14 protein-coding genes, 1 pseudogene and 2 riboswitches are annotated in these 14,065 nt (G+C 66.1%); of the genes and pseudogenes, 7 read left to right on the forward strand and 8 right to left on the reverse strand.

Going from position 1 to position 14,065, the window contains the following annotated elements:
• Positions 1-3: 3 nt before the first annotated feature.
• The 4 genes from M5C96_RS13670 to M5C96_RS13685 all read right to left on the reverse strand — a co-directional run bounded on the left by M5C96_RS13670 (position 4) and on the right by M5C96_RS13685 (position 4,123).
• Positions 4-2,697 (reverse strand): bifunctional acetate--CoA ligase family protein/GNAT family N-acetyltransferase, encoded by a 2,694-nt coding sequence (locus M5C96_RS13670; RefSeq protein ID WP_272563725.1) that lies wholly within the window; start codon positions 2,695-2,697, stop codon positions 4-6.
• Between the two features lie 180 nt (positions 2,698-2,877).
• On the reverse strand, positions 2,878-3,351 hold the full coding sequence (locus tag M5C96_RS13675) for a hypothetical protein (protein ID WP_272563726.1): 474 nt from the start codon (positions 3,349-3,351) through the stop codon (positions 2,878-2,880).
• Positions 3,352-3,359: 8 nt separating this feature from the next.
• Positions 3,360-3,530 carry a hypothetical protein gene (locus tag M5C96_RS13680; RefSeq protein WP_272563727.1) on the reverse strand — a complete coding sequence of 57 codons (171 nt, stop codon included), beginning with the start codon at positions 3,528-3,530 and terminating at the stop codon, positions 3,360-3,362.
• Between the two features lie 59 nt (positions 3,531-3,589).
• Positions 3,590-4,123, reverse strand: coding sequence for a hypothetical protein (locus M5C96_RS13685; RefSeq protein ID WP_272563728.1), 534 nt, complete (start codon positions 4,121-4,123; stop codon positions 3,590-3,592).
• Between the two features lie 190 nt (positions 4,124-4,313).
• On the opposite strand from M5C96_RS13685, the gene M5C96_RS13690 reads away from it, so the two are divergent.
• Complete coding sequence (locus M5C96_RS13690) at positions 4,314-5,126, forward strand: IS5 family transposase (protein ID WP_272563729.1); 813 nt, start codon at positions 4,314-4,316, stop codon at positions 5,124-5,126.
• Between the two features lie 477 nt (positions 5,127-5,603).
• Positions 5,604-5,909: a hypothetical protein gene (locus M5C96_RS13695; RefSeq protein ID WP_272563730.1), complete on the forward strand. Its 306-nt coding sequence runs from the start codon at positions 5,604-5,606 to the stop codon at positions 5,907-5,909.
• An 18-nt stretch (positions 5,910-5,927) separates the two neighbouring features.
• On the opposite strand, the gene M5C96_RS13700 is transcribed toward M5C96_RS13695, so the two are convergent.
• Entirely contained in the window at positions 5,928-6,635 is a 708-nt protein-coding gene (locus tag M5C96_RS13700; RefSeq protein WP_272563731.1) for an IS5 family transposase, read from the reverse strand.
• Between M5C96_RS13700 and M5C96_RS13705 the strand changes: the two genes are divergently transcribed.
• Entirely contained in the window at positions 6,622-6,933 is a 312-nt protein-coding gene (locus tag M5C96_RS13705) for a hypothetical protein (protein WP_272563732.1), read from the forward strand. The two genes, M5C96_RS13700 and M5C96_RS13705, sit on opposite strands and share 14 nt — an antisense overlap.
• Positions 6,930-7,637 carry an IS5 family transposase gene (locus M5C96_RS13710; protein ID WP_272563731.1) on the forward strand — a complete coding sequence of 236 codons (708 nt, stop codon included), beginning with the start codon at positions 6,930-6,932 and terminating at the stop codon, positions 7,635-7,637. The genes M5C96_RS13705 and M5C96_RS13710 overlap by 4 nt, the downstream gene beginning before the upstream one ends.
• A 51-nt stretch (positions 7,638-7,688) precedes the next feature.
• On the opposite strand, the pseudogene M5C96_RS13715 reads toward M5C96_RS13710, so the two are convergent.
• A pseudogene (locus M5C96_RS13715) lies at positions 7,689-8,327 on the reverse strand (EamA family transporter); the annotation flags it as partial.
• A 10-nt stretch (positions 8,328-8,337) separates the two neighbouring features.
• The gene (locus tag M5C96_RS13720) at positions 8,338-9,120 is read right to left on the reverse strand and encodes an SDR family oxidoreductase (RefSeq protein WP_272563733.1); all 783 of its coding nucleotides are present in this window, start codon (positions 9,118-9,120) and stop codon (positions 8,338-8,340) included.
• A gap of 139 nt (positions 9,121-9,259) precedes the next feature.
• Between M5C96_RS13720 and M5C96_RS13725 the strand changes: the two genes are divergently transcribed.
• Together M5C96_RS13725 and M5C96_RS13730 are read left to right on the forward strand one after the other, a co-directional pair.
• On the forward strand, positions 9,260-10,966 hold the full coding sequence (locus M5C96_RS13725; protein WP_272563734.1) for an electron transfer flavoprotein-ubiquinone oxidoreductase: 1,707 nt from the start codon (positions 9,260-9,262) through the stop codon (positions 10,964-10,966).
• A gap of 193 nt (positions 10,967-11,159) precedes the next feature.
• Positions 11,160-11,762, forward strand: coding sequence for a lipocalin family protein (locus M5C96_RS13730; RefSeq protein WP_272563735.1), 603 nt, complete (start codon positions 11,160-11,162; stop codon positions 11,760-11,762).
• Positions 11,763-11,899: 137 nt separating this feature from the next.
• Here M5C96_RS13730 and M5C96_RS13735 read toward each other — a convergent pair whose 3' ends face one another.
• A complete protein-coding gene (locus M5C96_RS13735) occupies positions 11,900-12,358 on the reverse strand; it encodes an Lrp/AsnC family transcriptional regulator (RefSeq protein ID WP_272563736.1) in 459 nt (152 codons plus the stop codon).
• Between the two features lie 283 nt (positions 12,359-12,641).
• Positions 12,642-12,729, forward strand: a riboswitch (glycine riboswitch).
• Between the two features lie 23 nt (positions 12,730-12,752).
• A riboswitch (glycine riboswitch) is annotated at positions 12,753-12,866 on the forward strand.
• A gap of 47 nt (positions 12,867-12,913) precedes the next feature.
• On the opposite strand from M5C96_RS13735, the gene gcvT reads away from it, so the two are divergent.
• Entirely contained in the window at positions 12,914-14,047 is a 1,134-nt protein-coding gene (gcvT, locus tag M5C96_RS13740) for a glycine cleavage system aminomethyltransferase GcvT (protein ID WP_272563737.1), read from the forward strand.
• Positions 14,048-14,065: the final 18 nt, after the last annotated feature.

A 14,065-nucleotide genomic window follows, 5' to 3' on the forward strand; every position in this document is an offset into this window, starting at 1 on the left:
GCCTCAAAGCTGGTGCGTCACCAGCTTGAAATCCGGATCGTCCGGGTACGCCTTCACCTCGAAGCCCAGGCGCCGCATCAGCTTGAGCATGCTGGGGTTGTTGGCCAGCACCAGCCCGTCGACCTCGGACAGGCCGCGGTCGCGGGCCACGTCCATGATGCTGAGCATCAGGCGCGATCCCAGGCCACGGCCGTTGAAGTCGTCGGCCACCACCAGCGCGAACTCGCAGCTGGACTGGTCGGGGTTGGTCACGTAGCGCGACACGCCCACGATGCGCTCGGTTCCGATGATCTCGCCGTCCTCGCCCGCGCTGCGTTCGCGGTACACCGCCACCAGCGCCATCTCGCGGTCGTAGTCGATGAGCGTGAAGCGCGCCAGCATCGAGGCCGGCAGCTCGGCGATCTGCGAGATGAAGCGAAAGTACCGGCTCTCGGGCGACAGCTCCTTGACCAGCTTTTGCAGCATCTGCGCGTCGTCGGGCCGCACCGGGCGCACCAGGTATTCGCCGCCGCCGCGCAGGGGCCACACCTGCTCGTAGCGCGCCGGGTACGGCAGGATGGACAGGTGGCTGTAATGCTCGCTGCGCCCGCCCATGGACTGCGCGGCGTGGCCGACCACGATGCGGGCGTCCACGGCGACGGCGCCCTGCTCGTCGACGATCAGCGGGTTGATGTCCATCTCGCGCAATTGGGGCAGCGCACACACCATTTCGGACACGCGCAGCAGCACCTGCTCCAGCGCTTCGCGGTTGGCCGCGCTGGCTCCGCGCCACTCGCCCAGCGTTTCGGCCACGCGCGAGCGTTCGATGAGCCGGCGCGCCAGGAACTGGTTGAGCGGCGGCAGCTCCATGGCACGGTCGTCGATCAGCTCGATCATCGTGCCGCCCGCGCCGAAGGTGATCACCGGGCCGAACGGGTCGTCCGTCACCAGGCCGATGCAGATCTCGCGCCCGCGCCGGGCGCGCGCCATCTTCTGCACCGTCACGCCCTGGATGCGCGCGCCCGGCTGCAGGCGGGCCACGCGCTGCACCATATCGGTATAGGCATCGCGCGCCGCCGCGCCGGTGTGGATGTTGAGCGCCACGCCGCCCACATCGGACTTGTGGCTCACGTCGGGCGAATCGATCTTGAGCGCCACCGGAAAGCCCAACTGCGTGGCGATCATCATCGCCTCGTGCGCGCTGCGCGCCAGCAGCGTCTTGGTGACCGGAACGTTGAACGCGGCCAGCAGCGTCTTGGACTCCATCTCGGTCAGCACGTGCCGGCGCTCGGCCAGCACGCTCTCGATCATCAGCCGCGCGCCCTCGATGTCGGGCTTGGCCAGCGAGGTGAGCGGCGGCGGCGTCTGCTGCAGCAACTGCTGGTTCTGGTAGAACGAAGCGATGTTGCCGAAGGCCCCCACCGCCGCCTCGGGCGTGCGGAAGCTGGGAATGGCGGCCGCGCGCAGCACCTCGCGCGCCGGGCCCACCGAGGCATCGCCCATCCAGCACGCCAGCAGCGGCTTGCCCATCAGGCGCTTGGTCTCGGCCAGCGCGGTGGCGACCGCGGCGGCATCGGTGCCCGGCTTGGGCGAATAGATGGCGAGCACGCCGTCGATCTGGCGGTCCTTCTCGGCCGCCTCGACCGCGCGCTGGAAGTGCTCCGGCCCCGCCTCTTCCGACACGTCGATCAGATCGGCCAGGGATGCCAGCGGTGGCAACTGCGGGGCCAGCGCCTCGGCTGAGGCCGGTGACAGCCGGCCCAACTGCAGCAGGATCTCGTTCACCCAGTCGGCTGCCAGCACGCCCGGCCCGCCGCCATTGGTGACGATGGTCAGCCGTCGGCCCACCGGCCGGTAGCGCGAGGCCAGGCACTTGGCGGCGGAGAACAGCTCCACGAACGACCTCACCCGCACCGCGCCCGCGCGGCGCAGGGCCGCGTCGAACACGTCGTCGCTGCCCACGATGGCGCCGCTGTGCGTGTGCGCCGCCTCGTTGCCCGCCGGCTTGCGCCCGGCCTTTAGCACCACCACCGGCTTGGCATTGGCCGCCGAGCGCAGCGCGCTCATGAAGCGGCGCGCGCTGGAGATGCCTTCCATGTACACCACGATGCTCTGCGTGCGCGCGTCGTTGGCCAGAAAGTCCAGCACCTGGGCGATGTCCACGTCAGTGTTCGGCCCCAGCGACACCACCGTGGAAAAGCCCACCGCGTTCTTGGTGCCCCAGTCCAGGATGGACGCGGTGAGCGCTCCCGACTGGCACACCAGCGCCAGCGACCCCTCCCGCGCCAGCGGGCCGGCCGCGCTGGCATTGAGCTGCAGGTGCGGGCGCTGCAGGCCCAGCGAGTTGGGGCCCAGCAGGTGCATGCCCTCGCGCCGGGCGATGTGCTTGAGCCGCGCCGCCTGGTCCGCGTCCATGCCGTGCGACATCACCAGCGCGGCGCGGCAGCCGATGCGCCCCGCCACCTCCAGCGCCGCCACCACATCCTCGGGCGGCAGCGCGATCAGGGCCAGGTCCGCGCGTGTCTGCGCCAGATCGGCCAGCGTGCCGCTGGTGTGGATGTCCAGGAACTGCAGCGTTCCGGTGAAGCGCTGCGCCCTCAGCGCGGTGTGCAGTGCGCGGGCGCACGGCGTGAGCGACTCGGGCGCATCGGCCCGGCCGGCCAGCACCACGATGGAGCTGGGGGCGAAGAGCGGGGTGAGGTAGTGTTTTTCGATCATGGCAGGCAGGCAGCGGGCAAGCAGACAGGCAGGCAATCCATCGCATCGGTCGGCCAGGACGGACGAATGGGCGCCAGTGGCTGGCATTTTGCGGCATCGCGGTCACCGTGGGCGCCCCGGCGCCGGGCGATGTGCGCCGCCAGGCACGCTCCGTGGCTGCTGGGAGACTTCAGACGGCCGTTACAGGTCCTCGGTGCGGTCGAGCCAGTCCGAGATGATCGCGTGCACCAGCCACAGCGTCTGGAAGAGCATGGCCCCCGCGAACGCGGCGATGGCCACGCAGGCCAGAAAGCAGGCAAAAACGTCCAACAGCCCCAGCGTGACCTGTGCCGCGGCCCCGATGAGCGCCGAGACGATGGACGCAAAAATCAGGTTGCTCACATTGCGGACCTGCGCATAGCGCCGGATGCGCGGGTCGATCTTTTTCAGCTGCGCGAACAGCTCGCGGTAGCCCGGCGTGTCGAACACCGTCTCCTTGAACTTGACCACGATGAAGATCTTGAGCGACAGCAAGAAGCTACCCGTGGTGAGCAGGCCCGTGAACAGGCTGGCGCGGATTTTCTCGCCATAGAACTGCATGGCCCCATCGGCGTCGGGCACCCCATAGACCACACCGGCCACCACGGCGGCCGAGAACAGCAACGCCTGGAGCACATACCGCCTCATCGCATCGGCATCTCGAAAATGTGGCGGTGCTCGCGGCACTGCCGCAGCAACTCCTCGACCACCCAGGCGGTGGAAAAGCGCGTCACGTCCAACTGGTCGAGCCTGGAGGCCAGTTGGTCGTAGTCGTATTCGCCGAAATTTTCCGGGTTGTCCAAGATGGAAATCACTTTCTCGACGCCATGGGCATCCACCCCTTCGATGCGGCCGCGCTGGGGGCGCTCCGCCCTTACACACGCCTGGATGGCCGCCGCCAGCATTCTGCCGGGCGTGCCCGCCACGAAAGTGATCTTGCTCGCGCGGTTCTTGATGTAGGCCGTATGGGCCTTGAACGCGCCTGCGGCACCTCGGGCGTGGCGACCACGTATTCGAAACTCTTCACCTTCTCCAGTTCTTCGATCATGGACTGCAGCGCCTCTTGCCGCACCAGCACTTCCCAGGAGAAGCGGGCATTGTGCTCGCGTCGGATTTTGACGCGCCGTGCCTCGGTCAACTCACTGCCACCAGCCGCCGCGATTTTCTCGGCGATCGCCAGCTCCTTGTACTGGTTGAAATGGGTGCCGGCCAGGTGGCAGAAGGTGCTCACGCTGCAGGAGTGGTGGTAGTACTGGTACATGCCCGCCCCCGTGCGCTTGTGCAGCACGAAGAAGTTGAAATCCATCAGACTGGCATCGCGGCGCACCTGCGCCACACGCACCAGGATGTTGGTGGGCGCGCGCACCAGTTCGCAATAGGTCTTGTGGTCCTTGACGGTGATGACCACGCCCACGTGGTAGTCGGGGTCCGCCGAATCGTTCAGGAAGAACAGGCGCTGCCCATCCGCGGGCGCGCTGGGATCGTAGCCCCGGGCGGATAGGGCCTGGGCGAATGTCTCCAGCGACAGGGGGCCCTGCGGTTTAGAGCGTGTTATGAACTTTGCTCCGTGAGAGCGAAGCCAAGGGTAGAGTTTGCAGATGCCCCGCAAGCCCTACCCAACAGACGTCAGCGATGAAGAATGGAGCTTCGCTGCGCCTTACCTGACCCTGATGGACCAGCACGCGCCCCAGCGCGAGCATGATCTGCGAGAAGTCTTCAACGCGCTGCGCTGGCTGGTGCGCGCGGGAGCGCCCTGGCGGATGCTGCCCAACGATCTGCCGCCCTGGGAAGCGGTTTACCAGCAGAGCCGGCGGTGGCTGGATGCGGGCTGCTTCGAGGCCATGGTCTCTGATCTGCGCTCCATCATCCGCGTGGCCCAAGGGCGCCAGGGCCAGCCCAGCGCCGTGGTGATGGACGGGCGAACGCTGCAATCGAGTTGCGAGAGTGGCCCACGTGCAGGCTATGACGGCTACAAACGCAAGCGAGGCAGCAAGGTGCACATGGCCGTGGACACGCTGGGCCATCTCCTGGCGGTACATGTCACGCCGGCCGACGAGCAAGAGCGCGCTCAGGTGCACCAGTTGTGCGAGGACGTGCAGCAGGCCACTGGCCATACGGTGCAACGGGCCTGGGCAGACCAAGGCTACACGGGTAAGGCGGCATCCAAGGCGGCGCAGGACAACGGCATCGATCTGCAGATCGTGAAGCTGCCCGAGGCGAAGAAAGGCTTTGTACTGCTGCCGCGGCGCTGGGTGGTGGAGCGAAGCTTTGGTTGGCTGGCGAGGTTCCGCAGGCTCTCCCGGGACTATGAGCGGTTGCCGCAAGTGCTCGGCGGGCTGCATTTTCTGGTGTTTGCAGTGCTCATGTTGCCCGCCGCTGCACGGGGGCTAGCTGCGGCGGGAAGTTCATAACACGCTCTAAGGACAAACCGGAATCCCATGAATTTGACTCGCATTGCTTTGCCTCCTGAAAGGGTTGCATGGCCAGCGTGCGTACCCCTTGGCAGGTGTGAGGCGGCGGGCGATGGATGCGAAGCCATGGGGCGGGACGGTTGGCTTCACGGTGGAGTGGAAAACGTGCTTTGGCCCGTGCATGGCCTGGGTTGGCCGAGGTACGGTGGGGTGTCTGGCGCCGAGCTGGCTTCATGCGCCGCCCAGGTCGTCAGAGCGCCACGAAGGATGGGAGAGAATTTGAAAGACTGTACTTAAAATCAGTGTTTCGAACAACCTGAAAATCCCCGAGCGCCAGTGGAGGAATGAATCAGCGCGCAGCAAGTCGTCCGGGCAACGCTGGAAGCAGCGGGTCACGGCAGGCAGCCATCCGGCCACAAGCCGCCGTTCGTGTGCCACAGTTGGGCTTCCTTTGAATCTTGAATCTGGATGTGGCAAATGGGTGTCGTCCGTTGCAAACCAATCACCGCCCCGTTCTGGGTACGGATAGCCATTGCGCTCGTCTTGGCGTGCGCCTCGACCTTCGTGGCGCTTTGGGTGACATCGGGTGGTTTGGATCCCCAGAACAAAGGCACGCTGTTGGCCGCCATCCTGGTCGTTCCTTTGGCTTTCGCTGCAAAGCTGGATTGGCCTTCAGGCGCTTCCATCGCGTTGGCGGGCGTGACCTACTTCTTATTCTGGATGGGTGCGGTCTGGTGGGTGACGCATGGCTTTGTTGCACAAACCGAATCGAGCGCGTTATGACCCCAGCCCCAGGCGCACTCATGCCACAGCCGCCACCGCGACGGTTTCAGGCCGTCCAAGCTGGCTGAACCGGTTCAGCAGCGCAACTCGGACATGCAGCTCAACCACCTGACGCTCAAACGTTCGTGCCATGACCCGCTCGCCCAAGCGCTTGAAGCAGTGCATCTTGGTCATTTGCGCCAGCAACTGCGGCAGCATGGGCGCATCTCCAATGGCGTTGCTGGTGACCTCGATGGCCCGGATCTCCAGTGTCTGAGCATCGATGCCCAAATGAACCTTACGCCATTCGCGCCGGTATTCGGCCCCGTGCCTTTTGCGCTTGCATTCACCTTCTCCCAGGAACTTAATGCCTGTGCTGTCCACCAGCAGGTGCAGCGGTGAGCTCCTCGGCTGGTAGTTCAGTTGGACTTGCAGATCCTTTTGGCGCCGACAGACCGTGCTGAAGTCAGGGACCGGCCAGTTCACCCCAGCCAGCTTGAGCAGGCTTTGGACCATGCCAAGCGCTTGGCGAAGGGGCTGACCAAACAGGCACTTGATGCTCAGACAGAACTGGATCGCGGCATCCGAGAACGTTTGGTTGCGACCGCGTTTGCCTTTGGGCTCAGCCAGCCACTGCATCCCCCTATCCAGCCACATCGTCAGCGATCCACGGGCCTTCAATGCCGCGTTGTACTGTGCCCAGTTTGTCGTGCGGTAGCGGGTCCGCATCTTCTTGCCTTCACTCATCTGGTCAGACTACCAGCGAGCTGCATCGCTTTGTGCAACAAAGCCTTCGAAACCCAATTCCGTCGCCGCGGACTTGATTTTGCTGAAGATTCTGTTCTTGCAGGTTTCATTGGAGAAACATTCGGAAACCTCCCGCTGCCACGATTGTGCTGCCATCACCACCCCCTTTTTGATTAACTATTTATTAATCAGTCTACCCAGCAATGTTTTGGGAGGGCGCCCTTTCGCCATGCCGATTGGGATGCGCAAGGCTTTGTTGCACAAAGCGATGCAGCTCGCTGGTAGTCTGACCAGATGAGTGAAGGCAAGAAGATGCGGACCCGCTACCGCACGACAAACTGGGCACAGTACAACGCGGCATTGAAGGCCCGTGGATCGCTGACGATGTGGCTGGATAGGGGGATGCAGTGGCTGGCTGAGCCCAAAGGCAAACGCGGTCGCAACCAAACGTTCTCGGATGCCGCGATCCAGTTCTGTCTGAGCATCAAGTGCCTGTTTGGTCAGCCCCTTCGCCAAGCGCTTGGCATGGTCCAAAGCCTGCTCAAGCTGGCTGGGGTGAACTGGCCGGTCCCTGACTTCAGCACGGTCTGTCGGCGCCAAAAGGATCTGCAAGTCCAACTGAACTACCAGCCGAGGAGCTCACCGCTGCACCTGCTGGTGGACAGCACAGGCATTAAGTTCCTGGGAGAAGGTGAATGCAAGCGCAAAAGGCACGGGGCCGAATACCGGCGCGAATGGCGTAAGGTTCATTTGGGCATCGATGCTCAGACACTGGAGATCCGGGCCATCGAGGTCACCAGCAACGCCATTGGAGATGCGCCCATGCTGCCGCAGTTGCTGGCGCAAATGACCAAGATGCACTGCTTCAAGCGCTTGGGCGAGCGGGTCATGGCACGAACGTTTGAGCGTCAGGTGGTTGAGCTGCATGTCCGAGTTGCGCTGCTGAACCGGTTCAGCCAGCTTGGACGGCCTGAAACCGTCGCGGTGGCGGCTGTGGCATGAGTGCGCCTGGGGCTGGGGTCATAACGCGCTCGATTCGGTTTGTGCAACAAAGCCCTTCACCCCCCACAGCAGCAATCCACCCAAACCCGTGGCCACGCCCAGCCAGTTGGCCCATTGCGTCGCGCCCACCTCGGGGTGGCGCTGCACCCAGGCCGAATTGAGGATGGCGAACGCGGTCCAGAAGACCAGCGCCACCAGCACGATGCCGATGCCGCGCCACCAATACGCACCGCCGCCCGCCGCCGGCGATCCACCCTCGCCGTGCGGCGCGAACGCCATCAGCGCCAGGCCCGCCAGGGTCAGGGCCAGCCCCGGCACCAGGGCCGCCCAGCGCAGCCCCTTCGGCTTGCCCAGCAGCATCACCCACACCGGAATGGTGCCGATGATGAGGGCCGGCACCTCCACCCCCGCATCGCGGATCGCCAGCACCAGCAGCAGGTAGTAGCCGGTGAACCCCAGCACGCTCAGGCCCAGGGCGGCCCCGGCCTGGCGGGCGGTGGGCCAGCGCACCGCCGGGCGCGTGCCCGGGCGCAGGCCCCACAGCAGCATGCCCACGGCCATGGCGCCATAGGCCACAAAACGGCCGGCGGTGAGGTCCACCGACGCGAACCCGGCCGCCATGCGTGGCGCGACGAACACCAGCCCCCAGAGCGCGCCCGCGGCGAGCCCTGCCAGGATTCCAGTCAGCATCGGCCGGCGGTCAGACCGCGAAACCGTCGTCGGCGGCGATCACCGCGCCGTTCACGAAGTGGCTCTGGTCGCTGGCCAGCATGACGATGAGCGCGTCCAGGTCCTTGGGCTGGCCCACGCGCTTGCGCGGGAGCATGTCCAGGAGCTTGCGGCCCTGCTCGGTCTGCCAGTGGTGGTGGTTGATCTCGGTGTCGATGTAGCCCGGGCACAGGGCGTTCACCGTGATGCCGAAGCGGCCCCATTCGAGCGCCATGGCCCGCGTCATGTGCACCACGGCCGCCTTGCTCATGCAGTACGCGCCGATCTGCGGCAGCACCTTGAGGCCTGCCATCGAGGCGATGTTGATGATGCGCCCGCCGGTGAAGCTGCCCGGCGCCGCCCCGCGCGAGCGCGCCAGCATGCGCTTGCCGACCTCCTGCGCCACGAAGAAGGCGCCCTTCACGTTGGTGTCGAAGATGAAGTCGAAATCCTCGGGCTCCACGTCCTGCAGGCGCTGGGTGGTGGAGACGCCCGAGTTGTTGACCAGGATGTCGATGGAGCCCATCTCCGTCTCGGCATGGGCCACGGCCGCCTTGATGGAGTCGTGGTCGGTCACGTCCAGTTCGATCACATGGGCGTCGCCGCCCTCGCCTTCGATGCGCGCGCGCAGCTCCTTGAGCTTTTCCACGCGCCGGCTGGCCAGCACCACGCCGGCCCCTGCGGCGGCCAGCGTGCGGGCGAACTGCGCGCCGAGCCCGCTCGATGCCCCGGTCACGAAGGCGACGCGCCCTTCCAAATCGATGCTGTAAGCCATGGGATGTCTCTCTTGTCAGAAAATAGAACGATCGTTCGATTGTCGGTTTTCCGTGAATACAATCTGTCCGACCGACGGACTGCGCGCAGGCCAGTCGCCCGCGGCGGATCACCCATTATCAAACCACCACGAGACACCCATGACCCCAGAAGAAATCCTCGCCCAACACGGCCCCCGCGAAGCCATGGAGTACGACGTGGTGGTCGTCGGCGGCGGCCCCGGCGGCCTGTCCACCGCCATCCGGCTCAAGCAACTCGCCACCGAAAAAGGCCAGGACATCTCGGTCGTGGTGCTGGAAAAGGGCTCCGAGACCGGCGCGCACATCCTGTCGGGCGCCATCATGGACCCGAAGGCGCTGACCGAGCTGATCCCCAACTGGAAGGAACTGGGCGCGCCGCTCAACCAGCCCGTCACCGACGACGCCATGATCTTCCTGGGCGAAAAGTCGTCCTGGCGTACCCCCAATTTCCTGCTGCCGCAGTGCTTTCAGAACCACGGCAACTACATCGTGAGCCTGGGCAACGTGGTGCGCTGGCTCACCACCCAGGCCGAGAACCTGAGCGTGGAGATCTTCCCCGGCTTTCCGGCCGCCGAAGTGCTCTACAACGAAGACGGCTCGGTCAAGGGCGTGGCCACCGGCAACCTGGGCGTGAGCAAGGAAGGCGAGCCCACCGCCGACTTCCAGTTGGGCATGGAACTGCACGCCAAGTACACGATCTTCGCCGAGGGCGCGCGCGGCCACCTGGGCCGCCAGCTCATCAGCCGCTTCAAGCTGGACCAGGGGCGCGACCCGCAGGCCTATGGCATCGGCGTGAAGGAGCTCTGGGAAATCGACCCCAAGCGCCACCAGCCCGGCTTCGTCATGCACACGGCCGGCTGGCCCATGGACAGCGACACCTACGGCGGCGCGTTCCTGTACCACGCCGAGGACAACAAGGTCACGCTGGGCTTCATCACCGGGCTGGACTACTCCAATCCCTACCTCAGCCCGTTCGAGGAATTCCAGCGCTGGAAGACCCACCCCAACATCCGCTACTACCTGGAAGGCGACGAGGCCAAGGGCATCAAGCCGGCCAAGCGCATCGGCTACGGCGCACGCGCCATCACGGCCGGCGGCCTGCTGTCGCTGCCCAAGACGGTGTTCCCGGGCGGCGCGCTGGTGGGCTGCGAGGCGGGCTACCTCAACGTGAGCCGCATCAAAGGCAGCCACGCGGCCATCAAGACCGGCATGCTGGCGGCCGAGGCGGCCTACGACGCGGTGCACGCGGGGCGCCAGCACGACGAACTCACGGCCTACCCCGAGGCGTTCGAAAAGAGCTGGCTCTACGCCGAGCTGAACAAGGCGCGCAACTTCAAGGCGTGGTTCAAGAAGGGCCTGGCCACCGCCACGCTCATGAACAGCATCGAGCAATTCGTGCTCAAGGGCAACATTCCCTGGACGCTGCACCGCGACAAGCCCGACCACGCTTACCTGAAGCCCGCGGCCGAGTGCAAGCCCATCGTGTATCCCAAGCCCGACGGCAAGCTCACCTTCGACCGGCTGTCCAGCGTGTTCATCAGCAACACCAACCATGCCGAGAACCAGCCGGCGCACCTGACGCTCAAGGACCCGAGCGTGCCGGTCAACATCAACCTCGCCAAGTACGCCGGCCCCGAGGCGCGCTACTGCCCCGCCGCCGTGTACGAGTTCGTGCCCGACGAGGCCAAGGGGGGCGATGCCCAGCGGCTGCAGATCAACGCGCAGAACTGCGTGCACTGCAAGACCTGCGACATCAAGGACCCGACGCAGAACATCGTCTGGGTCACGCCCGAAGGGGGCGGCGGCCCGAACTACTCCGGCATGTGATGCCTCCCCCGCCCTCGCCAGGGCGACCCGAAGGGCCTGCTTTGCAGGCCCTTTTTCGTGGCGATTCCGACGGCCTTTGCAGGAACGCGCCTACAGGGTCGCCCTGCCCTGCCGGCGAGACTGTCTGGCCTTTCCGCGCCGCGCACTGCAGCGCAGCATCAAAACCCACCACGCCATCGAAGCAGGAGACCCCATGGCCCGTTCCCCCGCCCCACGCTACCGCACCCACCGTCGCCCGCTCTGGCCCTTGGCCGTGGGCGCAGCCGCCGTGGGGGCAGCGCTGGCATTCTCGGCCAGCGCATCCGTGCGGGCCCCGCGGGGCGTCGAGGTGGTGGAGGATTTCAACGTGGACCGCTATGCCGGGCACTGGTACGAGTTGGCCCGAATCGACCACCGCTTCGAAAAGGGCCTGGTCCAGACCAGCGCCCACTACAGCCGGGGGCCGGACGGATCGGTGCAGGTGCTCAACCGCGGGTTCGATCCGGCCCGCAAGCGCTGGCGCGAATCGCGCGGCCGGGCGGTGTTCATCGGCCGCCCCGACCAAGCCTCGCTCAAGGTTTCGTTCTTCGGCCCCTTCTATGGCGGCTACCACGTGGTGGCGCTGGACGAGGACTACCGCTGGGCCATGGTCGTGGGCGCGAGCCTCGACTACCTGTGGATCCTCTCGCGCACCCCCACCCTGCCCCGCGGCGTGCGGCCCCGCCTGCTGGCCCAGGCACGCGCGATGGGCGTGGACATGGACCGCATCGTCTGGGTGCCGCAAGATGAGGACGGCGCCGTGCGCATCGCGGCCTGACGCGGCGTCAAGCCAACGTTTCACCCCATTGCTACAAAATCAATAGCAACCAAGACAATAAAAACTATGGCAAGTGGCACTTTTCAGCAAAATCCGCTGGCCGTAGCGCGCTGGAGCCCCGCACAGCCCCTTAACCGTCACTGTGCGAACAAGGGCAGGTCGGCCCGCTTGAGCGTGCGCAGCACGAAGCTCGACCGGCTGTGGCGAATGCCCTTGATCTTGTAGAGCTTCTCGCGCAGCAGCCGCTCGTAATCGCGCGTGTCCTTGACCACGACGCGCAGCAGGTAGTCGTAGTCGCCCGACACCAGGTGCGCCTCGATGACCTCGGGAATGCTGGCCAGGGTTTCGCCGAACTTCTCCAGCGTGTTGTCCGAATGGCTGTCGAGCGTGACCTGGACCAGGACCGTGTCGTTCAGATCGAGCGCCTTGGGGTTCAGGCGCACGGTGTAGCCCTCGATCACGCCCGCCTCCTCCATCTTCTTGATGCGGCCCCAGCAGGGCGACGGGCTCAGGCCCACGGCGTTGCCGATCTCCTGCAGGCTGGCGCGGGCGTCGGCCTGCAGGACGGAGAGGATTTTTCTGTCGAGGCGGTCCATGCACCGCATTATTCTTCCGATTTCCATATTTCAGAAGAATTTTCTGCATAAAGATCATTTTTGAAGAAATTCAGAAAATCCATCCAGCGAGCGCACGGCACACTTCATCCATCAAGGCGCCCTTACCGGGGCGCACGAAACAGGCAGGGCCCCGGCGGATTACCGTTCGCCGGGGCACTTGGCTTTTTTGCAGGGCATTGGCTTTCTCGAACACGGCAAGCCCCCGCGCACACCGCGGTCGGATCGCCCGGCGCGCACCGGCGCTGCAGTTAGAATCCGCCCGGTCAGGAGAGAGCGCCGCCCCGTCACCGGGAATGCCGGCGCCGCCGAAGGCGCAGGGTGACCCCGAACGCTCAGGCAAAAGGACTGGCAAAGCGCCCGCAGGGATGCGGGCGTTCCCCTTGCTGGAGAGAGGTCCGCCACGTGCGCGGGCCCACCGAAGGAGCAAGCCCCGCGCCGCCTTGGCACGTGGGTGAATCTCTCAGGTAAAGCGGACAGCGGGGCAAAGGCGTGGCCATGGGGCCGCGTTCCCATTTGCCCTTGCTGGAGATTGCCATGTCCGCCGCCGACGCTGCCCTGCTCACCACCCCGCTGAACGCCCTGCACCTCGAACTCGGGGCCCGCATGGTGCCGTTCGCCGGCTATTCCATGCCCGTGCAGTACCCCGCCGGCCTGATGGCGGAGCATCTGCACACGCGCCAGGCCGCCGGCCTGTTCGACGTGTCGCACATGGGCCAGTTGCGCCTGGTGGGCAGCGATGCCGCGGCCGCCTTCGAATCCCTCATTCCCGTGGACGTGATCGACCTGCCCGTGGGCAAGCAGCGCTACGGCCTGCTGCTGAACGACGAGGGCGGCATCATCGACGACCTGATGTTCATCAAGCAGGGCGAGGGCGACATCTTCGTGATCGTGAACGGCGCCTGCAAGGCCGGCGACATCGCGCACATCCAGGCCCGCATCGGCCAGCGCTGCGAGGTCGTCCCCATGCCCGACCATGCGCTGCTGGCGCTGCAGGGACCGCAGGCCGTTGCGGCGCTGTCGCGGCTGGCGCCCGGCATCGAGCAGCTCGTCTTCATGACCGGCGGGCGCTACGAGATTGCGGGCTGCGATGCCTTCGTCACCCGCAGCGGGTACACGGGCGAGGACGGGTTCGAGATCTCGGTGCCCGCATCGCAGGCCGAGGCGCTGGCGCGCGCCCTGCTCGCGCAGCCCGAAGTGAAGCCGATCGGCCTGGGCGCGCGCAACTCGCTGCGCCTGGAAGCGGGCCTGTGCCTGTACGGCAACGACATCGACACCACCACAACGCCCCCCGAAGCCGGCCTGAACTGGGCCATCCAGAAGGTGCGCCGCACGGGCGGTGCGCGGGCCGGCGGCTTTCCCGGCGCGGCCAAGGTGCTGGCGCAGATCGACGACCCGGCCACCCTGACGCGCAAGCGCGTGGGCCTCACCGCGCTGGAGCGCGTGCCCGTGCGCGAGCACACCCCGCTGCAAAGCACCGAGGGCGAGGCCCTTGGCGAGGTCACCAGCGGCCTGCTGGGCCCGAGCGTGAACCAGCCCATCGCCATGGCCTACGTGCCCCCGGCACTGGCCGCCATCGGCACGCGCGTGCAGGCCATCGTGCGCGGCAAGCCGGTGCCCATGCAGGTGTGCGCGCTGCCTTTCGTGGCGCCCCGCTACTACCGCGGCTGAAGCGGGCAGCCGGGGCCA

The organism is Acidovorax sp. GBBC 1281 (assembly GCF_028473645.1).
Taxonomy (GTDB): Bacteria; Pseudomonadota; Gammaproteobacteria; order Burkholderiales; family Burkholderiaceae_C; genus Paracidovorax.